The following is a 20,439-nucleotide window of genomic DNA, read 5'->3' as shown; positions in this document are numbered from 1 at the left end:
AACGAACCGGGCTACGATAAAGCCTGTTATCAGTACTATTTTACCCCTTGGGTTATTGATATCAGCCATTAAGGCGGCTCCAAACTGCGAACACAACGTAGCTCCGCCTTTCTTATTTAAAAAGCATTGCAGGCCTTAAATGTATTACATTTGTAATACATAGCGTTGAATTTACCTTCGTTATATTGTCATCAAAAATGAATAAAGGATAAGTCGTTTTGCTAGATAAAATTAAAACATATTTAACAGATAAAAATAGGATCATCAACACTTCGGAAGGTGAATTCACGCTGTGCAACTCATCGGAATTGCATGAGTTTAACCCTGAAATATATAGCTATGAATTAGATGATGATAATGAATATTTTACGCCAAAATCAGAAGATCCTAATGACTATCATGGCACTTACTTAGGAAGAGCGTTGAATTTGATAAAGGCTTCAGAGCATTACGACCCTGAAGGGATATTACTCTACTTGCCAGACATTAATAAAATTGGCGCCTGGGATTCATCTCATTATCAAATTAACGTGTTTAATGATGTTAGCTTTGAAACCCTTAGTAGTAATATTGAGGACTATATTGTCATGCAATGGGGGCAAAGAGATTTTGTTAACCTGTTAGAAATTTTTGAACCTTGGAAGCATTGGGAATTCATACCAAGTGAGAAGAAAGAGCAAGCGGCCAACTAGTAAAAATACATAATATAGCCGACAAATGTATTACATTTGTAATACATTTAATTTTTTCAAAACTAAAATAATCTATTAAAAACCAGCAGCTTTACAGCGACTGGCAACCACTGGGTTGACGTTGCCTTGAATGTTTTTGATACGCTTAGCGCGAGTGCATTCCCATTTTGTGACTGCCCTCTTTTGACAGAATGGGGCTTATCCCAAGCCGCCATGAGTTTTTGTTGCTCATCCACAGCGGTTTAAAACTGCGAACACTGCGTGGTTTTTGAAAAAGGAAAAAATGGGAAATACGGGCGATGGTAAACCCTATCGAGTTTGATACTGTTCGATGCAAAAGGGCTCACACATACAAGGAAGGGATAAATAATGACTCAAATATTCATTATCATTGGAGTGATCAGCACATTAGGAAGCTTAATAGGTATTGCTTATAAAATTTACTCGACACAGCAAACGAGCATGCGAGAAGAATATGAATTTGCAAAAGCATTTTTAACCGAAAATAACTTACACCCCTTCGCCTTACAAAAAGGTTATCAAGCGATAGCGGGTAGTAAAGATATTGATCTAAAGGTCATCAAATACATCCTAGAATTAAAAGATTCACCCAAAGCATTAAGAACCTTTGTCGCCGCAAAGCGATATTTAGATTTTGATAAAATCAATAAGAGGATCATTTGTAAAGAAAAATACAACCTACAAAAAATGCGTGTTGCAAATATAACAGGTGCTGTATTTTTCTTTGGCTTAGCTTTTATCCAACTCTTTTTGATGCCTATTGTCGAGATCAACGCAAACATTTTAGAAAAAATAGTATTAATTCTATCACCTTGCTTATACGCTTTTTTCTTTTGTCGACGATTTAACATGGCTGACAATGCTAAGCAGTTAGTAGAGAAACAAACTAAATTTGATAATCCGCCGACAACAGAACCTGCATCAGCAGTAAACATTAGACAAATCAGCTAACCGATCACCAAAAGCCGCATACTAGACTTATCCATCAAAAATAACGGACTCCGTAGCTTCGCTTTTTTCTATTTTTCAATGCTAGTTATCAGTATTTATAAGCATTATCACTTATAAATGTATTACATTTGTAATACATAAAACGTTATAACCAACTGCTTTATTTTGATTTTATAACTGTGTAAAATATAAAATCAAACAGAATAAAACACTAAGGTAAGGCGATGCATTTATACCAAAAAGAGTTTGGAGATAAATTTGAACTAGGGTTTAACCTTACCGATTACTCTTTTTTAACCGATAGAAGTTGGCACAATGATGTCAGCCCTAGCTTCTACTTCAAGAAGGGCAATCACTTTTATGTGCTTTGGGTAGAAAGACCCAATGTTGATGACAGAGAAAACGACAGCGATGCACGATACACTATCATGCTGGCCGAGAACGAAGGCGATGAAAACGCCCCAGAACTCACCAGCACAGAAGTGGTGTTTGAAACTGAACACGCAATAGATCTAAAGCCATTTTTTGATGCTAAGGAGCACTAATGGGATATATAAAAGAATAGATGGTGGTCGCTACTGGGTTCGAACCAGTGACCCCTTCCTTGTAAGGGAAGTGCTCTCCCGACTGAGCTAAGCGACCTTATTGAGGACTCGTATTATATGGGGAATACAGCCAGAGTCAAATAATATTCCCCATTATTTATCAATTGATTAAAAAGAGAACAAGTAACTAACTTCCATGGTATACATATCAATTGAAATCAGTGCTTTCAATCTCATTAAGAAGCGATATTAACGAACGACCAATAGCATAAGATAAATTAACAGGCACAGCGTTACCTATTTGCTTATATTGAGACGTGATTGGACCAGAAAACAACCATTCATCAGGAAAGGTTTGTATTCTAGCATATTCTCTAACTGTTAAAGGACGTGTCTCTTCAGGGTGACAACGTTCTGTCTGTTTCTGAGCTGGAGAGCAAGTTAAAGTTAATGAAGGCTCATCCCACGCTAAGCGCCTCGCCATACCTGTTTTTCCACCGCCAAGAAAATAACTTTTTTTCATGTACTCACGTTGTAAATCATCCGTTAAATTACGCCAATAACCACCTTGTGGCACCTGAGATAATATTTCAGCTTTCCTTTTCGGGTACAATTGACCAATAGAATCTGGAACATCAGATTCGAACAAAAGGCCTTTTTTCAATGCATCCCTCATCGTCATTATTCTCGAATAAGGAGAAGGCCAATCAAAGGATACATTCGGTGTTAAATCTCTACGTGTTGCTATTAAAAAAAGACGTTCCCTTTTTTGAGGTACTTGATAAAAAACAGCTTTTAAAACACGAGGTTCAATTAAATCATACCCCAATTCATCAATAACATTTTTTATTGCAGAAATAGTTTCACCATCATTATGATTCAACAGTCCCTTCACATTTTCAGCAACTATCACCTTAGGCTTAATCTCTTTTACAGCACGAGCAAACTCAAAGAATAATGTTCCCCTAGTGTCTTCAAAGCCTAGTTTTTTACCTGCATAAGAAAATGCTTGGCAAGGGAAACCACCTGTTAATATATCAATCTGGTTTTCGTATTCTTTAAAACATATATCAGATATATCACCTTCAACAACATTCCAATTTGGACGATTTTCCCTAAGTGTATTGCAAGCATGTTTATCTAGTTCATTCAAAAAAACTGATTCAAAGCCTGCTTTTTCCATACCTAAAGCTAAACCACCACCTCCTGCAAATAACTCTAATAATTTAAAGTTACGTAGAGGACGCACTTTAATTTCCTCATCCCACTTGCTATTGAACAATAATCTGGCCTGTTCAAAATGCTCCAATTGTGAACGATGGTAGATTCGATAATTATTATCAGAGCAGCGCTCTGATATTAATGTACCATTTTTATCCCATCTTCTAAGTGTTTCTTTTGAAACACTTAATATGTCTGCAACTTGTGCGATTGTATAAAAATCAGGAATCATTTTGGATTAAATCGAACATTCAGTAAACTTTAGGTTGCACTGTATTTGCATACAGTGCAAAAGTCAAACCTTATTCATGGTTATTATTTATGCTCAATATCAAAATCAATCATCTAAACTAACAAAAGCATCATTAAAATATTGTTTAAATTCTTGTTTATTCGGTAAAGAAAAAGTAGGCTGTTTATATTCTGAACGATAAATATTTTCGATAATAAGAGGTAAAGCATTATATAATTCAAGTAAAGCATCATTACGACCAGTTACTAAAGAATAAAAACTAGCCCCATCTATAATTCTAATACTATCCAAAGGTTGACATTTCAACCCCTTCTCTTTATCAGAAGGTTGAAAACATTCATTAAAACGAACAGGTTTTTTAGGAATAATATTTACAAAATAAGCTGTATATCCTTTATATTGGCTGTTTTTAGGATTCACTAACCTTTCTAGTGAATAATATTGATCAGCAAGCTTACCACCAGTGACTGTATTATATTTATTTTTAACTTCAGCTATAATTTTCTGGTTATGGCAAACTAAATCGACAACTCCACCCACACCAAGATCTTTCCAATCATCAACCTCACCTAAAATTTTTTGATGAAGATTACCGATATGGTTTACTAACGTTTTTTGGCATTGGCGTACAAGCTCTGTATTTTTCCATGTTTCATGATCAACTTCAGAAACTGCTGAATCAAATAAAGCTGAAAAAGGATCAATGACATTTTTACTAAAATCCTTTATCGCAGATTTTTTCTTATTTATCCCAATATCAAGAACTTCTTTTACTAAACTTGTTATTTTATCATCTTCCAAATAATTTAAATAAGCCATAAGAATCCGTTTTTTAAGAAAAAATCATAATATAAAAAAAAATTTAGATAAACAACAAAAGCCGCATACTAGGTGTTAGGACTCCGTAGCTTCGCTTTTCTTATTTTATAAGTATCACAGGCCTTAAATGTATTACATTACCCTCTTTTTATAAGATAGACATTTAAGGCCTGTGTTTTTTTGGTTTTATCGCTTTTATTTGATGACAAACTTCACTCGTAACATACACTAGAACCAATCACTCCTCTTTCCACCGACACACCCGTGCTGCGCCCTCTTTTAGCGATGTTTTTAAAAAAGGGGCGCAGCGTTGGCGGGTGGGGGATATGGTGGTCCGCGAGGCATGCCTTTTGCCAGCGGAACGGAACTTATTCTTAGCACTTGATTGTGCTTGTCGCCTGTCAGCTTTGTGCTTATGTTTTTTTCACTTTTACCATTCCACTCACATAACCTTGCTTGGCCACACCGACCGTGGGCGGGGAAAACATGGCCAAGGGCAATGCATGGCTGAGGGGTTAACAACTACCTGTTATTTAGGGCTGAGATGTTTTTAGCTAAGCAATAGGCATTGGGTTTGGCATAAAGACGGCTGATTGATGAGCGGCTTGGGCAGTAAAGCCAAAGCCTCACCTTGCACTAACCTTTGGCTATTCTGCCTAAGATGTAAGTCATGGAGAAAAACAATTAAAACGTGTGGCCTTATGCATTTTGTTGCGTTTAATTTGTTTTATGGTGAAGCCGTATTAGGGATTGCTTAGCTAAAACAGCTAAAAAAATAACACTGATGTCATGCATTGCCCTTGGCCTCGCCTACAAGCGGGTGGGGGCGGTAGTGGCGCTGTTGCTTTTACTGTTATGCATAAACTGGCAATTAAACCCAATCTTTATAACGAATAGACATCACCATGATCAAAATCGAACGAGAATAACCACCGTTTAACTCGTACACTATGAGCGCGAAATATTGGGTTTAATCCGCACTATAATGACCGAAACAAACATGCTTTACCGTTTATTTCGGTCACAGGGCGTTTTGCTTGTTTTTATGCTTGGCTTTTAAGGTGAACGGAACTCAAACGCCAAAGCAACAACGCGGCCATTGCGAGCCGCGCGGGAGCAGCCCCACAGGCTTAGGGTGTGGCAAGGGCCGCTTTGATGGCCTTGTTTTTTTAAACGCTGTGCAGGTTACCTTGTTGGGTGGAAAGCAATACAGACTGCCTTTGGCAAGCGACTGAAACGGCATTGGGCATGGCAAACAGTGACATGTTTTGTAAGGCATATGCAGAGTAAAACCTAAGCCTCCCCTTGCCTTTACCTGAGGTTATTCTCTGCATATGCCGTCAAACCAGCGCAACCATTGAAGACAGGTGTCTTTTTGTTATTCAGGATGCTTTATTTTCCTGGCTTTATTGGTTGCGCGCAGAATGGCACTGATGGGAAAGTCGCTTGCAAAGGCAGAAAAAAAGATGGTGGGCGGGTATAAGGTAGCCTGCACAGCGTTTAATGAAAGAGATGAAAGCGGCTCTGGGTGTGGGGCTGCGGGTTTTGGGTCTTGAGTCTTTAATTCTGCTTATTTTTCTCCAGTACCTTAAGCATTTCATCGTGTCTTTTACTTTTACAAAGCTGCCTGTGCGGCAGTTAACATTGTCTAACAAAAAACGTATGCCCGACATTTTTCTAAGCTGCCTATTCGGCAGTATTTTTCAAAAGACAATTTGTTCAACAATACGCGATACACTACCAAATAAAATTCCATTAACAATAATCCTTTATAACTAAAGTCATAATAAAAACAATCTGGGTGTGAGTGAAATAAGGTCAAATAATGAAATAAAAAGCCTTTGATAGCTTAATGGCGTTCTAACCAAACCCTGTATTTTATTTATTCAATGAGGTGGTTTTTTCGTACTATTTTGATCGGCGCTTTTGAGGCTGAAAATGATCGTTTAGCTGTATGAGATCGTCTGTTTGAGCATTTTTCGGTGCCTAAGCGCTGTTTTCGTGCCTTAAATGGGCTATTGACCATAACTTAAATTGTGTGTATTGGGGTCGCCTTAACTGGGAATTTGTTATATTTGATTCAAAAATTACTGGTCATACACATTTTGTCAACGTTGTAAAAATATAGTGCGCATCCTTGTTCATCACATTAAACAAGGATGCGCACTATATAAAACAAAGGTTCGCACTCTTCAGATTATATGAGTAATTACTTTACCTAGAGCTTTTCCTAGCAACGGAGGGACAGCATTTCCGATTTGTTTAGTTATTTGAGTTCGGCTACCAAAGAATTTAAAGTCATCATCAAAAGATTGTAGTCTGGCTCCTTCCCTTGGGGTAAGGGCTCTATTTAAAATAGGATGTATGCATCGATTAGAAGCAGGATGAACGAAGTTTACTGTTATCGTTACTGCGGGTTCATTAGCATCTAAGCGACTATAGCAGCTGCTAAATCCACTTGTAATAAGGTGTTTCGGGATGCAACTAATGTTCTTTCCAGAATGCTTGATTATTTCCATCATTTTTTCGGAGTGCTTAGTTGCAATATGAAGTTCAAGGTTATTCTTTTTTTTTCGACGAGCTTTTTGGTAATCAGTCTTTGGTGTGGACGTATAGCTCTCAGTTTTTTCTCCAGAGGCTATTGGAGGTAAATCACCTATAGCTTCCATCGTAGAAATGGCAGGAAGTAATGCTTCTGTATGACATGGATTATACTTTATTGGCTCAATTACTCTTGACCTGTCTTTATGGCCAATCGTTGCTCCTTTGTGATGATGAGATGGAGAAGGAAATAGAATTTTACCGCCTTTTTCTACTCCAATCATCACAAAACGTTCGCGCTTTTGAGGTACACCAAAATGTGCAGCATTTAGAAGCTTCCAATCAGTGTCGTAGCCAATCTCTTTAAAGCACTCTTGCATTATCTCAAGCGTAATTCCCTTTTTGTGAGTGGCTAAACCAACAACGTTTTCAAGAATAAAAGTTTTTGGGCGGAAGTAATTCACAAAAGAAGCATATTCTTCGAATAGCGAATTTCGTGGGTCGTCATCATTTGATGATCTAAAGGGTCTAATAGATGAGAAACCCTGACAAGGAGGGCCACCAACAAGTACATCTAGTTCACCTCTTTTAATACCCGTCAAGACTTCAACATCATGGCGTCGTACAGTTCTTATATCCTTGCTAAGACCGATAGCATTTTTATGGTTTAATTTAAAGGTTCCTACTGAGGTTTCAAGAAGATCTATACCAAAACGTACATCAAAATTACCTTCGGTAGAATTTTCAAGACCTTTAGAAAAGCCCCCTGTTCCGCAAAATAAATCAAATACCTTCATAGAGTCACCGATATTAATATCCGGTGGAGACTATAGTCTCGTAGTTATTGACAGTCAAGCCTCATAGAATGTTTGATTTTCTTCGATGGAGGCTGTATGGAAAAGGAAACAAGTATAACAAATTCTTTTATTGAACTAGCTAAAAAAATAAGGGAGGGGAAAAAGTTAACTATTGAGCAACTTGCTGATTTAGCTGGGGTTCACAGAACGACAATTGGGCTTCTCGAACGTAACGAACGAAGCCCTACGCTTCAAGTTGCATCTCAGATAGCAAGCGCACTTCAAATACCTCTAAGTGAATTGATTCAGGAAGCAGAGTTAGTGGGAAGGGGAAAGATAAATGCACAACAGTTAGCTGAGTTTCACCAAAATCGAACCCCTAACAGAGAATTTTTGCGAAATGAGGATAAGTTAATTGAGACTATTGGCGTTGATGGCTCAACCCTTCTAGGTGCAATTGATGCCTGCTATCAAACCTTGGACACAATTGACGAGCAATTGATAGGAAAGGGATCTTTACCTATTGCACATTTAGTGGAACTTGCAAACCTTTCTTCTATGGTAGGAAACATGGTCGGGGGTGGGATAGCTGATTATTCGAATGGTCTTTATGCTAGAAACAAACCCCATACATATCCAGACTTGCTTCCTCAATCAGAACCAGCTGTAAATTTAGAGCTTAAAATGGCTTTGGAAACTAATAAACCAAAAGGTCATCTTCCTAAAGCGGGAACTTACATCACTTTTCGATATATTTTGGGAGATAAGCAAGGTAATTTTAATCGAGGAAAGGAAAATCGTGGTGATACGGTTTGGATTTGGGAAGTTAAGGTAGGTCATTTAACTGAAGAGGATTTCTCTTGTAGTAATACAGAGGGAGATTCAGGTAAAACAGCTGTTATTAAAACAGATGTTTTCAATAAAATGCACCTTGTTTATTACATATCTAGACATTTACCTTATGCCCATAAAGCTGACGGTAAGTACGTGGGTTTCAATTAGCCTTGAATTCGGAATATATTTCCGCTGAACTATAAAGTCGCTGGTGAGGGTGGCGTATATCATGCTTATTTACCATAAGATCCGTTGTATGCATCAGTCCTTACTCACAAAAAATAGGTCACAAGCCACCCTAAGATTCTTGTCCCTGATGTTTTTTCGTGATGTGCTTATTTCCATCCTAGATCTCGCAACTCATGCCCTTAGCTTATGCCTGCGAATGTAATCATTGACTGTGGTGGGCGGTTGTTCGATCAGTTTGGCGATGGAGCGCACGCTGAGATCTTTCGCGAGATAATCGACAATGGCATTGCGGTGTTTATCCAGCTTAGTATTAGTTGCAGGGCCTTTGGGGCGACCTAAGATCATGCCGGAGGCTTTACGGGCGGCGAGGGCTTCACGTGTCCGAAGGGAAATAAACTCCCGCTCAATTTCAGCGGCCAATCCCAGTACGGTGGCGGTAATGCGACTTTGCATGGTGCCATCGAGGCGCATCTGTTGTTTGGCGATATACACATGGACGTCTTTTTCCATGCATTGTTCGAGAATTTCGAGCACCTGTAACGTGCTCCTGGCCATGCGAGACACTTCGGCAAACACGATGACATCACCCGCACACAAACTGTTAATTAATTCGCCCAGTTTTCTGTCGCGCCATTTCTTTTTACCGCTGACGGTATCTTCAACGAAAGTTAAGCCGCTGATTTGATGTTGATTGGCATACTCTAATATTCCATGCTTTTGATTATCAACATCTTGTTTGTCTGTCGATACTCGAAGATAAGCGAAATTAGCCATAGTTACTGCCTCTTTTATTGATGTGATATCAAAAAATTTGAACGGAATACAAACCCTTTTTTGGGTGATAACTGGATACCAACTGGGATTATATTCGTACAATAAACTATAGCACACATATGACTTTTTTCGTACAGATGGCGCTTATTTTGCGATCAAAAAAAGGATCTTATACGATCCTTGAGCAAGCAATGTGTTAGCGAAGCACTAAGACTCAATAAGTCAGATTGAATATTCTTTGTACCATGAAGCTCTCAGACGCATTTTAAGCGCCTTTCTTTTTAAACCCCCTCCAAGATATGAAAAAAAGCTTTAAAAGCGTCTATTAGTGCTTAAATTGCGAAAATGAAGCTGTTTTGAAGGTCTTTTTATTTCTTGTTGCAAGACTTGAGCGTAGCGACGCTGTTGTAGCGGGGTGGATGTTACTCAGCAGCCCAAAAGGCCGTAGGCAAAATCAGGGTTGGGTTTATTCTTGTATGTCGGCCGTGGCGGTAGCCACGAATTGCCGATCCGTTATTTGTTTGTGCTGTGTTTTTTGGTTTTGATTTTGACTGTTGCTGTTAGGGGGTGTGCCGGAGGGCGCGAAGCGCGGGAAGGGCCGGCAGGGGCACCGCCCCTGAGAGGGGTTTTGTCTTGGCTTTTTTTCGCGATTTTTTTGCTAAAAAGCACATTTATCCACAAAATCAGCGATCTTAATAACCATAAAGATCCTTAAAGATCCTAATAGATCCAAGGATCGCTACAGCCCAGCTGTATCAAGGGCTACAGAGGAGGGTGGTGTACTCTAATTGGGTAAGTGGTGTACTCTAATTGGGTAGGTGGTGTACTCTAATTGGGTAGGTGGTGTACTCTAATTGGGTAAAAATAGTCATTTATTCCTATTTGCATGATTTGGTATTTTTCTGTAGATTAATCAATGGTTAACAAGGAAAGTAACGCAAACTTATTCAAGGACTATTATGGACTTATCCACAACAAAAACACCCCATTCTATCGATACCGCATTTGCACGACTTTTATCGCGCCAATTTGTTTATAAATTAAACATCAATTAGATAGGGTGTATTCTAATTGTGTACATGGGTGTATTCTAATTGGATTGTTTTTTAACCACTGAAAACGGGGGTGTATTCTAATTGGACGAAAAAATGAGCAAGGTTTTATGACTCATTTTCGTTTTTCAGTGGCTATTTTAGTAAAAACTGATTAATTAATGCTCGCGACTTTACAACGTCACACCATGTATTACATAAAGATGACGAACAACAAGATTAACTTAGTAAATTTGGTGTACTCTATTTGGGTTGTATGGTGTATTCTAGCTGGGTTAATCAACAGGAAGAAACATGGATCCAGCACAGAAGCAGCCCGACAGTCATGGTGCTATTGTTTACGACAATCTTTATCAGCTCTCCCCTCATACCAGCATACAACCCAATGTGCTCCTGCGCACAGGTGTTTTTACGCCAGTAGGCCGCAATATTAAGCAAGACGCCGACAAAATCAATAAGCTGGATCTCAGCAAAGATTTAGTGCAATTGGAACTGTGCCAAAAGGAAGGCTACGATAGCGTGACGGTGCGAGGCCAACGACTCAATGTGGAAACAGATTTTAAAGTCTGGTGCGGCATTTTAAAGGTGTTCACCAAGTACGGTTATGCGTCTAATGTGGTTAAATTGAGTTTTATTGATTTTGCGAAATATTGCGGTTATCCAAGCAGACGCTTTGATAAAAATTTGCGCATGCAGATCGGTGAATCACTCGGGCGTATTCAAAGCCAAAGCCTCACATTAAAGCGCAAGAACGCGGATAAGGCCACACACACCAACATGCTATTGCGCGCAATGTACGATGGCGATATGGATCTCGTGGAGCTTACAGCAGATGAAAAGCTCTGGGATCTGTATCGGTTGGATTATCAAGTGTTGGTTAGCTTGCAAGTATTGGGCAAACTCCCTCGCGCTGAAGTCGCGCAATGCCTGTATCTGTTTTTTACATCCTTGCCTGAGGATCCTCACCCTGTTTCATTTAAACGCCTGAGAGAACGATTGAGATTGTCGACATCAAAGAAAGAAGCCAATCGTAAGATCAAAAACGGCATCAAAAAATTAGAAAGCATTGGTTATATTGCAGGCGCTTTTGAGACAAAATACGGTGAGCAATATTACCTCATTGATCAGCGTCACAAGCGACTGTTACAACCCGACATGGCATTAGACACTGGAACACTGATTTTAGCACCTGACTAACTGACATCTTTAATGGCATCGATTAATTTTTTGGTGTTAATTTTACTGCGCATGTGAATGAGGCCGCGCATGAGCTTTGCCGACGAAATGGGTTTACCTGCAGCGGCTTCTAACTCTCCCAGCCACAAATTCAGCTCGGCTTTATCATTGGCTGTTAAGCGCAGCGGTACAGGTGAGGAACCCGTAGTAACATTGCGCCTGGTTGATACTGTGGTGATCTTCTCTGTTCGGTTTTTATCATTCGCTGTGTTTGTCTGTTTGCTCTCTTCTTGAGGCGAACTTGGTTTGTTTTCTTTATTTTTTCTTCTGCTAAGTGCAGTACTACCGCGCAATTTTGACATATTGTGTATTACATTTGTTATACATTAAAAGATAAAAACAAGCTAAGCAATCAAGGCCAAGACTTCATCTGATAGGGCTTGATAGTCTTCGATGGCTGGACTCTTTGGCTGATAACTCAATAGCGTTTCATTGCTCACACTGGCTTGACCAATTGCCTCACTGCGTCTTACCTGAGTCTTTAATACCTTGTCACCCAGCTCGCTTAACTGCTCATCGAGAAAGTTATTAATCAGGCTATTGGATTTGGCATATTCATTGCGGAACACCGCAAAATTAATGTTATCAGTTTCTTTCACTTCTTCTAGTGCATCCAGCAGATCAGACAGGCCATTGAGCGAGAAAGAGCCACCATCGACCGGAATAAGAAACACATCGGCGGCCATCATGGCGTTCACTGAGGTGAGACTTAAGTTCGGCGGGCAATCCAAAATAACCAAATCAAAATCACTTTTTATAGTATCAAGCTGACGTAATAAAATGCGTTCACGATGGACCTTAGTCAGGCTCTGCTCGATAACACGACTTAAGCGAATATCTGCTGGACATAAACATAAATTTGCAATGGGCTCCCCTTTGGCCATCGCCGGAATAATGGCTTTTTGCAGCGGGAATTTTTTGGCTGAATCGAACACATGGGTGATAGTGACATCAAATTCATATTGCCCGCCAGCCAACACTGAGGTCGCATTGGCTTGAGGGTCGAGATCGATGAGTAAAACCTGCTTACCTTGATGTGCAAATTGCGCCGCTAGGTTTATCGCTGAGGTGGTTTTCCCTACCCCGCCCTTTTGATTTTTCACCGCAATGGTTTTCATTATTGTCCTTGGATCACAGTTTTTCAGGTGGAAACTATTAAACCTAAGCTATTTTAAAAAGTCCAATTAATTTGCACACAACAGAGCGAAAATGTATTACAAATGTAATACAAAAGAGTGAGATACACTTATAATCGCAAGTGAAAAACAACCCAAATAGACTACATTGATATTAAATAGAAATATTGGAGTCTATAACAATGGAATTCATCGTAACAGCTTGTCATAACGGCAAGCGTAATTATAAGACAGGCAGTGGATTTGGGATCTACATACCCAAGGATATTCGAGAAAACCTATTCAAAGACATCTTCAAACACCCAAAGGATCAGATCACCATCCAAACCAAAGAGGGTAGCTTCAACGCAAACTTACCACCTTCATTTTGGAACAAGTGCAATAAGGTTAAGAGTAAGCATATCGGTCTGTGGCTTATTGAAAATAAGATCCAACATTGGGATCAAGACGTACCACCAAAGGCCAAAATGGAATACCTCGATGGCAAAACGTTCAAGCTAAGTCGATATCAAGAATAAAGCGAGCAAACCAAATTAATAGGAAGCAAGGGCTATAAATGGCGAAAAGCCATCGCTCTGTTAAACGATGGCTTCTCTGGAGATGTTCGAAATTCAGCTAAAAACGAACCCTTTCATTTTAGTACACAGTCAGCATAGTGCAAATGGGTGAGGGCAGTGATAAAAACAACTTAACAAAACCAACTTGAAAACATAAATATAAAATTATTATCCTAATTGTAATTATATTAACACCTGTTAATATAATTGTTTTTTAGCAGTAGAATCAAAAAAATGACATATAAAAATTTAACTATAAAAACATTTTTACTAGCACTTGTTACAACTTTATTTTACTCAGTACCATCAATAGCACAAGCAGAAGACAAATACCTATGGTGTGATAGTTGTGACACCGTCTCTAAATTAGAAACACAAGCCAAGCTAAATGCCGTAATTGGAGAAACCATTAACATTTATGTTATGGGTGTTCCATTCAATCAAATGAAAAAATACGAAGTCACAAAAACTTTTATAGGTTACTTAGAAGTTGATAACGGCGGCGAACCTGATGGACGCGGTGGCCAAATGGGAACAATAAAAACCCCCAGATACTCATTAACATTAACTGAACTCAATATAGAAAGCAGTAAAAAAACAACATTCAATGAGTTAGTTGGCGTAACAAAAGCGACTGAAGATTTATTACAAGCAAACCCAGTCCCACCGGAAATAGCTGGAAGCGTATGGGAAATTGTTGGCCAAAGTTACAAAGAAACCGAAATTTCAGATTACTATAATAATAATCATAGCCTTATAGAATATACAACACTAAGGTTCACCATGATGGCACAGCTCATGAATGTCGTTAATCCAGGAACAATGACCATAGAGTTCACTTTTAGCGATAATAGCAGTGCTGTATTTACTATTTCCTATGCAAACAGTAATGGTGATTTAGTGTTGCGATTCAAGGAAGGTGTCGACTCTAATGGGAATGTAGTTAAAGCTGTTTTATCAAATGGCACTTATATATTTAAAGATCAAGGATCTTATCAAGCATACCAAAATGCACTAGGCGCACTAGGTATACCAGTGGTGAACGGCTCAGCTTCAACAGCTGCAGGAAAGGTTGTCTGTTCAGGGGGAGGACAAGTTTATACCTGCGTATATACTTTCTAAGCTAAAACTTTAAGTAACTGATAATATTTATCAGTTACTTAAATTTAATTATCAATGTTTCTTTTCTTTTAAAAGCAGCATACCCACATAAAACAAACCAAGTAATGGCATCAAGCCAAGAAAAAAACCTATTAGAGCAATAATCTTAGGATTGTCTGTACGTTTTTTTCCAAGTATATAGCTCACCCCCCCAAAAATAACCATAAAAAGCAACAATGCCATTGCCATACTGCCTACCATATTGGCATTATACATCATGCACTAATCCCTCTTAGTTACTAATAATCAAACAATATTACATATTGTTAATATACAAAGAAAGAAATTTAAGAAGTTAACTAAGAAAACAACTTTATTGAAAATCATTTACCCATAATAAATGTATTACATTTGTAATACATTTTAATCTTATACCTCCCACTACAACTCACATCAGCAATCCATTAACTGTTCGAAATAAACCCTCGTTTAATTGGCTCAGGTAATGCTTTTGTACTAGATTTATAATGTGTGTTTTTTATCCCCCCTTATGTTTGTGCAAATTTTTTTATTTTTGCACGGGAAAAATCATAGGTGGGTCGCACACCGATCAGCTAGAACATTAGCCCATAAAATAAGTCCATAAAGTAAGCTGCAAGGATGCTGAGTGATGCGGTATTTAAAACTCAAGACAGCGACAACCCCCAGAGCCAACGGCGCGATTTACAAACATGCACTCATTGTCGATGCACCTCGTCGATTTGCCCCCTCAAACCAACGACATGAAAAAAGCCTCTCACGACAGAAAAACCATTTAATTGAAGGCGCCCACGATTCAGGTAAGAGCCGCTGGTTATGGCGACTCAAAGAAGATTGGGCGGCAATCTGGGGCGCAAAAATACAGCAAGAGCCTGTTTTTTTAAGCGGCTTAGAACCCTTAAGTGAATGGCTGGATTGTCCCCACGTAGAAGCATGGTGGAGTGATAATGAAGACGATAAGGCACTGGCGGAGGACAGGCGGCCACGTAAATGGTCTAGTTTAAGCCAAAAGAGTAAAGCCACCGCATTGAGTGATTATTTGCATGAAAATAATACTTTATTGTTTTTAGATGACGCCCACAGGCTTACGGGCCGTAAGCTGCAAATTGCTCGCCAATGTGTATTAGCCGCTAAGTATTGGCTTATCAGCACTAGCTCAGAAAACCGCTTACCGCCGACATTGCGCACCATAGTCGAACGTGGTCAGCCACAACGCACAAGGCTTGAAAGTGATGCCAGTTACGATGCCACCCGCGTACTCATGTGGATGCTTATTTGCGGGTTTGCCGCTGCCGGGGTTTGGGAAGCGGCTATCGTATTGGGCGGGTTACAAATGCTTGGCAGCGGCAGGCGCTCTGCTCGTGCCGATTAGATTGTCTTTCTGGCAGTGGTTGATGACGCTGGCCATGTTGTCAGGACTCATGAGCCAAGCCTGTTTAGCAAACGGTTACCCGTGGGAAGACAACACCGAACAACCCGACATTCAACCTTTTAAGCTGCCGCAATTGGAAAGTGACACTCACTATCAAGATGCGATCCCTTCATTGTTACCCGCACCTAAAATTAACCCCGATGCCATTTATCAAGCGGCGCTGAATTGTTACCCCGAAGTGTCGACCTTTAAAATGGATGTGGATCTTGTTGCCGGCTATCGCAGAGTCAATGATCAATACGACAGCAGCACATGGCCAGATCTCAGTGAGCATTACATTGGCATCGTAGGTAAGTTGCCACTGGTTTCGGCCACCGAAGATAGCCGCGACCGAGACCGTGAATACCGCCGCCGTACTCTCACCGCCAAAGCCGTTGCCGGTTTTGCCAAGGCACTGGCAAACCGCAACTTGTCTTATCGTGAAATCGGCTTGTATTTAGCCCTTGAAGCACGCGCCGTGGTACGGGTTGAAAAAGGCATTGCGCCTGTGGATGAGCAAATATTGATGATGGAAAAAGTCGCCGCCACTCAGCGCAACATCAGTCAATACAGCGCAGAAACCGTACAGTATCGACTCGCTATCGTGGCCATGTGCGATGAAGTAAAAGCCCCAAGACTGAATCAATATTTAAAGAAAATCGCCGAACTGCCCAAGCACGATCTGCCCAAGAAAAAGCAAAAGCAAGCCTATCCCACTCTGCCCATGCCAAGCACTTCTACTCAAACATCCCCCACTGCGCTTGCAAGGGAAAATCCTTAATGCGCTGGATCAATCACACACTCATTGCAGGCAGTATCTGCGCCGTGGTGTCGCCCATTCATGTGGCGCCGGTGGTGATTGGTGCCACCGCGCCCGATTGGATGGAGTGGATAGTTAAGATCAGTGGTCGGCACATTAAGCACCGAGGGCCCACCCACATATTAACTCACTGGTTGATTGCGGCACTGGCCACCACCTTTTTATTTGATTATCACGGCATTCTCGCCGCGTTTGCCTGGGGCGGCTTTTCACATATTCTCACCGATGCCATGACGGTTTCTGGCGTGCCCTTTTCGCCTTACAGTGACAGGCGGTTTCATTTGTTTGGCGGCCGATTTAGAACGGGGGATCCGGTGGAATACGGCATTAGCTTTGCGGTAGTCGTGCTGTGTATTTTACTGATGAAGCTGATCGGCGACAGTGGCTTTGTACCGTTTTTTTACGACTGGGCAGGCATGTATAACCAAGGCATCATCGATGCCTCGGAGTGGAAGAAAAACCGCTTTAGGATTTTGTGATGGGTAATTTAATAGGGTTATTCAAACCCCATCAAGGTCCATTCATCGGCAAAATTCCAGAAATTCAGTCCAAGATCTGGCTCTTCATCTTTCCACCATAACAACGCAGCTGGATCATCATCATCTTTAAATTCAAAACACAAATAACCGCCCGCACCGTTAGTGTACACCGCTAATGTTTTAGAAAGGTCGACAGGAGGCATGTCAATATCTTCTAAAATGCCCCATTCTTCATCGGCTAAAAAGAAGAAGTCTTCGACAGGGGATAAGCCCATAGAAACAGATGCAAAATAGTACCAACCATTATGGAATTGCTCATAAAACTGGCGCATATTCTCTGGCAATAATAACCATGAATCTGCTACTGCAGAAGACATTTGCATTGTTTTTGGGTTACGTGCTTCGTAGTAAGTAATATCAGGATCATCTTCAGATATCACCCCATACACTAAACAGTAGCCATATTGATGATGTACCAAATCAATACTCACAATATTATTGTGTAAATAATACAAAACCTCTGACATCTCAGCAGATAAAGGCTGCCAATAAGACAGCGCTTTATTAAACCGTTCTTTCCCCTCTAGAGCCAAAATACTTAGCCAGCTTTTTGGGATTGATTTTTGCTCATCTAATGTAAGTTGAGATACGTCCAATAGCTGAGGTTCAGCTACATAGCGTTTCATGAAACCTAGTAAGCTAACTTGATTCATATTTCCACAGGTTTACACATGATCTTACCACTACTTAGGTGATTATTTTCAAGCCAATAATTGTTATTATTTCTACTGCACCATAATTTAAATCCTGCTTCAAAATTAATCGGACGCATATTTTCATATTCAGACATATCAATATAATCGCTCAAGAAATAAGCTGTAACTGTAGCCCATTTGGAATATTCAAGAGACCAATCATAAAGAATCCAATATGCATCATCGTCATCGAGTTCATTTAGAATAATTTCATTAATAGCGCTATAAACATGTTTATGTATGACATTACTACCAGGTACTAGCTCAAGTTTAGATATAGCTGGGTATACTTTATTATTACTATCAATTAATTGCACGATAGATTGAGATTCTGGCGAATCCATAATAGGGGAAATATTATGTAAATGAGCATTGACTAAATCACAAAGTTCATCGTCATTTAATCGGATCATCTCGTTCTTGAACTTCAATATATTCAAGTACTTTTTAAATAAATTATCACCATTAGGAAACAACTTCAAAGCTTCTTCAGCTGCATCTATTGGCAAAGAATCAAAATAAAAACGACGAAATGAACAATCATCATCAGTTAAATCCAGTTCTGCACCATCCTCACGAGAGATATATCTTTTCAATATTTCTTCAAGTTTCTCAATCAATAGAGACATATTTCACTTACTTTAAGGTAATGTAGATAGCCTACCCTTTCGCAACTTCATTCAATATTTCTTCAATATTATTTTTAAGATCTAGGTTCTTATTGCCCTTAAATTGCACATAGCCTTGCTCCCCCCGTTTTATAACCACATGAATTGTACTATGAATAGAACGATCTGAAGCGACATTAACAAGAAAATCAGTAAAATCTGATGCTTGAACTTTGCTATAACCGAATATATCTATAAGCATAAAACGTGAATTTTCATAAGCTTGCTCTATTGGTAGTTTTTTGTCTTGACTATCTCTAGACAGCATACCAAAACTAAATGCAGCTAAGAGTTGCCTTTGAAGCTCAGTGGTTTCCTCAAAAGACATCCCTAATAACTCAAATAATGAACGTAACATTTCCGTATAGTTTTTATCAACAACATTTAAATTAACCATTATCGCATTGATTACCTTAATATTTAAATAACAACCAAAATACCGTCTAAACTCTTTGGATCCCAACCACAAGGAAAATAACCTGCATTATAAATAGCAAGGATTCTATCATAAAATTGAGGTAGTTCTTCTTTAATCACAATAGAATATTGTTGGTATAACATTGAAAATGCTAAATCTGATTTTACACAATCTATAAAAATAGGGTCAATATTATTAACCTGTTGATAATTTACTATTTTACTCATTAAGAACGTATCTATAAAATCATTAGCTTCTCGAGCATAATCGTTCCATTTTCTATATTGTTCGATATTATTGCCATGGAGATAGCTTCTAAGCTCATTTCCAGCTTCTTCGGTAAAATCTTCCCATTCTTCAGAAAGAAAGCTTTCCTCAGCCTCAACCCAATCAAATAGTTTATTGACTGGGAAATCGAATTCTCCAGAGGTCGCACATTTACTGAACAAGTTTATTGCTTTAAACTTATCCTTAATACCTTGTTCTATTAACTCATTCATTCATTTAATCTCGACGTTTTTGACCAATTCTACGTGGTACCCTTGGAACAGGATCACGCCCATATAAACCATATTCAACTCTTTGCTTCATCGCAGCTTTAGTTGCAACACGAGCATTACTTTCACTCATTCCACTATCAAGCAAAGATTGATAGAGCGCTTTAGTATATTCTTTATTAGTTGGTACCGCAGGATGAAGAGCGCCTCCCCGACGATAAGGTTGCCAAAAAGCTTCTAAACTTTCATGTGCATTATAATGTGGTGTATCTATATCCCTAAAAGCATTACCTTCTAATTTCACTGCGACTGCATCATTTTCTGGAATCACTGATTTAAATGCAGCATTTTGATTTAAATGATGTGATTGACCAGAGATCTCATTGTTTCTTTTAAGCGTACCATGACGTTGGACTTTTATTAATTCATCATTTCCCTTATCATTATTCCCCTTCGCTGGTGCCTTCTCTTTCAAAGGCGTCACAAAGGTGCGGGTATTGAGATCGGCGACATGGTTCGGGATGGACGGATCTTTTTTGTATAGTTGTTTTTTAGGGTTGTTGTTGCGCACCACTTTGAGGGCGTCTTTCATCTCGCCAAGCACTTCAACGGTTTCTTCTAGCACTTTACCTG

The 20,439-nt window shown here is 39.4% G+C and carries 22 protein-coding genes and 1 tRNA gene; 10 read left to right on the top strand and 13 right to left on the bottom strand.

What is annotated here, in order from left to right:
* The first annotated feature begins 218 nt into the window (after nt 1-218).
* The 3 genes from Q0779_RS22510 to Q0779_RS22500 all read left to right on the top strand — a co-directional run bounded on the left by Q0779_RS22510 (nt 219) and on the right by Q0779_RS22500 (nt 2,209).
* Entirely contained in the window at nt 219-692 is a 474-nt protein-coding gene (locus Q0779_RS22510; protein ID WP_298776296.1) for a hypothetical protein, read from the top strand.
* Between the two features lie 369 nt (nt 693-1,061).
* Complete coding sequence (locus Q0779_RS22505; protein WP_298776295.1) at nt 1,062-1,664, top strand: hypothetical protein; 603 nt, start codon at nt 1,062-1,064, stop codon at nt 1,662-1,664.
* A 224-nt stretch (nt 1,665-1,888) separates the two neighbouring features.
* Nucleotides 1,889-2,209: a hypothetical protein gene (locus tag Q0779_RS22500; protein WP_298776294.1), complete on the top strand. Its 321-nt coding sequence runs from the start codon at nt 1,889-1,891 to the stop codon at nt 2,207-2,209.
* Between the two features lie 21 nt (nt 2,210-2,230).
* Here Q0779_RS22500 and Q0779_RS22495 read toward each other — a convergent pair.
* The 4 genes from Q0779_RS22495 to Q0779_RS22480 all read right to left on the bottom strand — a co-directional run bounded on the left by Q0779_RS22495 (nt 2,231) and on the right by Q0779_RS22480 (nt 7,840).
* Nucleotides 2,231-2,306: transfer RNA gene (locus Q0779_RS22495), tRNA-Val, on the bottom strand.
* 111 nt (nt 2,307-2,417) lie between these two features.
* A complete protein-coding gene (gene dcm, locus Q0779_RS22490) occupies nt 2,418-3,662 on the bottom strand; it encodes a DNA (cytosine-5-)-methyltransferase (RefSeq protein WP_298776292.1) in 1,245 nt (414 codons plus the stop codon).
* Nucleotides 3,663-3,767: 105 nt separating this feature from the next.
* Nucleotides 3,768-4,502: an Eco47II family restriction endonuclease gene (locus Q0779_RS22485; protein ID WP_298776291.1), complete on the bottom strand. Its 735-nt coding sequence runs from the start codon at nt 4,500-4,502 to the stop codon at nt 3,768-3,770.
* A gap of 2,192 nt (nt 4,503-6,694) precedes the next feature.
* On the bottom strand, nt 6,695-7,840 hold the full coding sequence (locus Q0779_RS22480; protein ID WP_298776289.1) for a DNA cytosine methyltransferase: 1,146 nt from the start codon (nt 7,838-7,840) through the stop codon (nt 6,695-6,697).
* A 96-nt stretch (nt 7,841-7,936) separates the two neighbouring features.
* Between Q0779_RS22480 and Q0779_RS22475 the strand changes: the two genes are divergently transcribed.
* Entirely contained in the window at nt 7,937-8,842 is a 906-nt protein-coding gene (locus Q0779_RS22475) for a helix-turn-helix transcriptional regulator (protein WP_298776287.1), read from the top strand.
* 192 nt (nt 8,843-9,034) lie between these two features.
* On the opposite strand, the gene Q0779_RS22470 is transcribed toward Q0779_RS22475, so the two are convergent.
* Nucleotides 9,035-9,637 carry a recombinase family protein gene (locus tag Q0779_RS22470; protein ID WP_298776286.1) on the bottom strand — a complete coding sequence of 201 codons (603 nt, stop codon included), beginning with the start codon at nt 9,635-9,637 and terminating at the stop codon, nt 9,035-9,037.
* A 1,346-nt stretch (nt 9,638-10,983) separates the two neighbouring features.
* On the opposite strand from Q0779_RS22470, the gene Q0779_RS22465 reads away from it, so the two are divergent.
* Nucleotides 10,984-11,886 (top strand): RepB family plasmid replication initiator protein, encoded by a 903-nt coding sequence (locus Q0779_RS22465; RefSeq protein ID WP_298776281.1) that lies wholly within the window; start codon nt 10,984-10,986, stop codon nt 11,884-11,886.
* Here the strand turns inward: Q0779_RS22465 and Q0779_RS22460 are convergent.
* On the bottom strand, nt 11,883-12,227 hold the full coding sequence (locus tag Q0779_RS22460; RefSeq protein WP_298776279.1) for a hypothetical protein: 345 nt from the start codon (nt 12,225-12,227) through the stop codon (nt 11,883-11,885). The genes Q0779_RS22465 and Q0779_RS22460 overlap by 4 nt on opposite strands.
* A gap of 42 nt (nt 12,228-12,269) precedes the next feature.
* Complete coding sequence (locus Q0779_RS22455) at nt 12,270-13,043, bottom strand: ParA family protein (protein WP_298776277.1); 774 nt, start codon at nt 13,041-13,043, stop codon at nt 12,270-12,272.
* 200 nt (nt 13,044-13,243) lie between these two features.
* Between Q0779_RS22455 and Q0779_RS22450 the strand changes: the two genes are divergently transcribed.
* Together Q0779_RS22450 and Q0779_RS22445 are read left to right on the top strand one after the other, a co-directional pair.
* Nucleotides 13,244-13,579 (top strand): hypothetical protein, encoded by a 336-nt coding sequence (locus Q0779_RS22450; protein ID WP_298776274.1) that lies wholly within the window; start codon nt 13,244-13,246, stop codon nt 13,577-13,579.
* Nucleotides 13,580-13,852: 273 nt separating this feature from the next.
* Nucleotides 13,853-14,740, top strand: a complete 888-nt coding sequence (locus Q0779_RS22445) for a hypothetical protein (RefSeq protein WP_298776272.1) — start codon at nt 13,853-13,855, stop codon at nt 14,738-14,740.
* 51 nt (nt 14,741-14,791) lie between these two features.
* Here the strand turns inward: Q0779_RS22445 and Q0779_RS22440 are convergent, their stop codons facing one another.
* The gene (locus Q0779_RS22440; protein WP_298776270.1) at nt 14,792-14,998 is read right to left on the bottom strand and encodes a hypothetical protein; all 207 of its coding nucleotides are present in this window, start codon (nt 14,996-14,998) and stop codon (nt 14,792-14,794) included.
* Between the two features lie 391 nt (nt 14,999-15,389).
* Here Q0779_RS22440 and Q0779_RS22435 point away from each other — a divergent pair, with 391 nt between their 5' ends.
* The 3 genes from Q0779_RS22435 to Q0779_RS22425 are packed head-to-tail and all read left to right on the top strand — an operon-like array spanning nt 15,390 to nt 17,468.
* Entirely contained in the window at nt 15,390-16,130 is a 741-nt protein-coding gene (locus Q0779_RS22435; protein ID WP_298776267.1) for a hypothetical protein, read from the top strand.
* Complete coding sequence (locus Q0779_RS22430) at nt 16,120-16,950, top strand: hypothetical protein (RefSeq protein ID WP_298776265.1); 831 nt, start codon at nt 16,120-16,122, stop codon at nt 16,948-16,950. Before Q0779_RS22435 ends, Q0779_RS22430 begins: the two co-directional genes overlap by 11 nt.
* The gene (locus Q0779_RS22425; protein WP_298776264.1) at nt 16,950-17,468 is read left to right on the top strand and encodes a metal-dependent hydrolase; all 519 of its coding nucleotides are present in this window, start codon (nt 16,950-16,952) and stop codon (nt 17,466-17,468) included. Before Q0779_RS22430 ends, Q0779_RS22425 begins: the two co-directional genes overlap by 1 nt.
* Nucleotides 17,469-17,485: 17 nt before the next feature.
* Here the strand turns inward: Q0779_RS22425 and Q0779_RS22420 are convergent, their stop codons facing one another.
* From Q0779_RS22420 to Q0779_RS22400, 5 genes are all read right to left on the bottom strand, one after another.
* Nucleotides 17,486-18,154: a hypothetical protein gene (locus Q0779_RS22420; protein WP_298776263.1), complete on the bottom strand. Its 669-nt coding sequence runs from the start codon at nt 18,152-18,154 to the stop codon at nt 17,486-17,488.
* A 23-nt stretch (nt 18,155-18,177) separates the two neighbouring features.
* Nucleotides 18,178-18,852, bottom strand: a complete 675-nt coding sequence (locus tag Q0779_RS22415; RefSeq protein ID WP_298776260.1) for a hypothetical protein — start codon at nt 18,850-18,852, stop codon at nt 18,178-18,180.
* Between the two features lie 31 nt (nt 18,853-18,883).
* Nucleotides 18,884-19,288, bottom strand: a complete 405-nt coding sequence (imm48, locus tag Q0779_RS22410) for an Imm48 family immunity protein (protein WP_298776259.1) — start codon at nt 19,286-19,288, stop codon at nt 18,884-18,886.
* 23 nt (nt 19,289-19,311) lie between these two features.
* Nucleotides 19,312-19,809: a hypothetical protein gene (locus Q0779_RS22405; RefSeq protein ID WP_298776257.1), complete on the bottom strand. Its 498-nt coding sequence runs from the start codon at nt 19,807-19,809 to the stop codon at nt 19,312-19,314.
* A 4-nt stretch (nt 19,810-19,813) separates the two neighbouring features.
* Nucleotides 19,814-20,439: hypothetical protein (locus Q0779_RS22400; RefSeq protein ID WP_298776256.1), on the bottom strand; the 626-nt coding region annotated here is incomplete at its 5' end.

This window comes from uncultured Shewanella sp., from assembly GCF_947491715.1.
GTDB lineage: Bacteria > Pseudomonadota > Gammaproteobacteria > Enterobacterales > Shewanellaceae > Shewanella.
This window is presented reverse-complemented; position numbering and strand designations above follow the sequence as displayed.

What these genes read in the sequence shown, in the direction of transcription:
- Q0779_RS22470 (WP_298776286.1), bottom strand. Translation starts at nt 9,637, where the DNA reads ATGGCTAATTTCGCTTATCTTCGAGTATCGACAGACAAACAAGATGTT.
- Q0779_RS22485 (WP_298776291.1), bottom strand. Translation starts at nt 4,502, where the DNA reads ATGGCTTATTTAAATTATTTGGAAGATGATAAAATAACAAGTTTAGTA.
- Q0779_RS22440 (WP_298776270.1), bottom strand. Translation starts at nt 14,998, where the DNA reads ATGATGTATAATGCCAATATGGTAGGCAGTATGGCAATGGCATTGTTG.
- Q0779_RS22460 (WP_298776279.1), bottom strand. Translation starts at nt 12,227, where the DNA reads ATGTCAAAATTGCGCGGTAGTACTGCACTTAGCAGAAGAAAAAATAAA.
- Q0779_RS22480 (WP_298776289.1), bottom strand. Translation starts at nt 7,840, where the DNA reads ATGAAGGTATTTGATTTATTTTGCGGAACAGGGGGCTTTTCTAAAGGT.
- Q0779_RS22420 (WP_298776263.1), bottom strand. Translation starts at nt 18,154, where the DNA reads ATGAAACGCTATGTAGCTGAACCTCAGCTATTGGACGTATCTCAACTT.
- Q0779_RS22475 (WP_298776287.1), top strand. Translation starts at nt 7,937, where the DNA reads ATGGAAAAGGAAACAAGTATAACAAATTCTTTTATTGAACTAGCTAAA.
- imm48 (WP_298776259.1), bottom strand. Translation starts at nt 19,288, where the DNA reads ATGGTTAATTTAAATGTTGTTGATAAAAACTATACGGAAATGTTACGT.
- Q0779_RS22405 (WP_298776257.1), bottom strand. Translation starts at nt 19,809, where the DNA reads ATGAATGAGTTAATAGAACAAGGTATTAAGGATAAGTTTAAAGCAATA.
- dcm (WP_298776292.1), bottom strand. Translation starts at nt 3,662, where the DNA reads ATGATTCCTGATTTTTATACAATCGCACAAGTTGCAGACATATTAAGT.
- Q0779_RS22450 (WP_298776274.1), top strand. Translation starts at nt 13,244, where the DNA reads ATGGAATTCATCGTAACAGCTTGTCATAACGGCAAGCGTAATTATAAG.
- Q0779_RS22415 (WP_298776260.1), bottom strand. Translation starts at nt 18,852, where the DNA reads ATGTCTCTATTGATTGAGAAACTTGAAGAAATATTGAAAAGATATATC.
- Q0779_RS22435 (WP_298776267.1), top strand. Translation starts at nt 15,390, where the DNA reads ATGCGGTATTTAAAACTCAAGACAGCGACAACCCCCAGAGCCAACGGC.
- Q0779_RS22445 (WP_298776272.1), top strand. Translation starts at nt 13,853, where the DNA reads ATGACATATAAAAATTTAACTATAAAAACATTTTTACTAGCACTTGTT.
- Q0779_RS22500 (WP_298776294.1), top strand. Translation starts at nt 1,889, where the DNA reads ATGCATTTATACCAAAAAGAGTTTGGAGATAAATTTGAACTAGGGTTT.
- Q0779_RS22465 (WP_298776281.1), top strand. Translation starts at nt 10,984, where the DNA reads ATGGATCCAGCACAGAAGCAGCCCGACAGTCATGGTGCTATTGTTTAC.
- Q0779_RS22505 (WP_298776295.1), top strand. Translation starts at nt 1,062, where the DNA reads ATGACTCAAATATTCATTATCATTGGAGTGATCAGCACATTAGGAAGC.
- Q0779_RS22425 (WP_298776264.1), top strand. Translation starts at nt 16,950, where the DNA reads ATGCGCTGGATCAATCACACACTCATTGCAGGCAGTATCTGCGCCGTG.
- Q0779_RS22455 (WP_298776277.1), bottom strand. Translation starts at nt 13,043, where the DNA reads ATGAAAACCATTGCGGTGAAAAATCAAAAGGGCGGGGTAGGGAAAACC.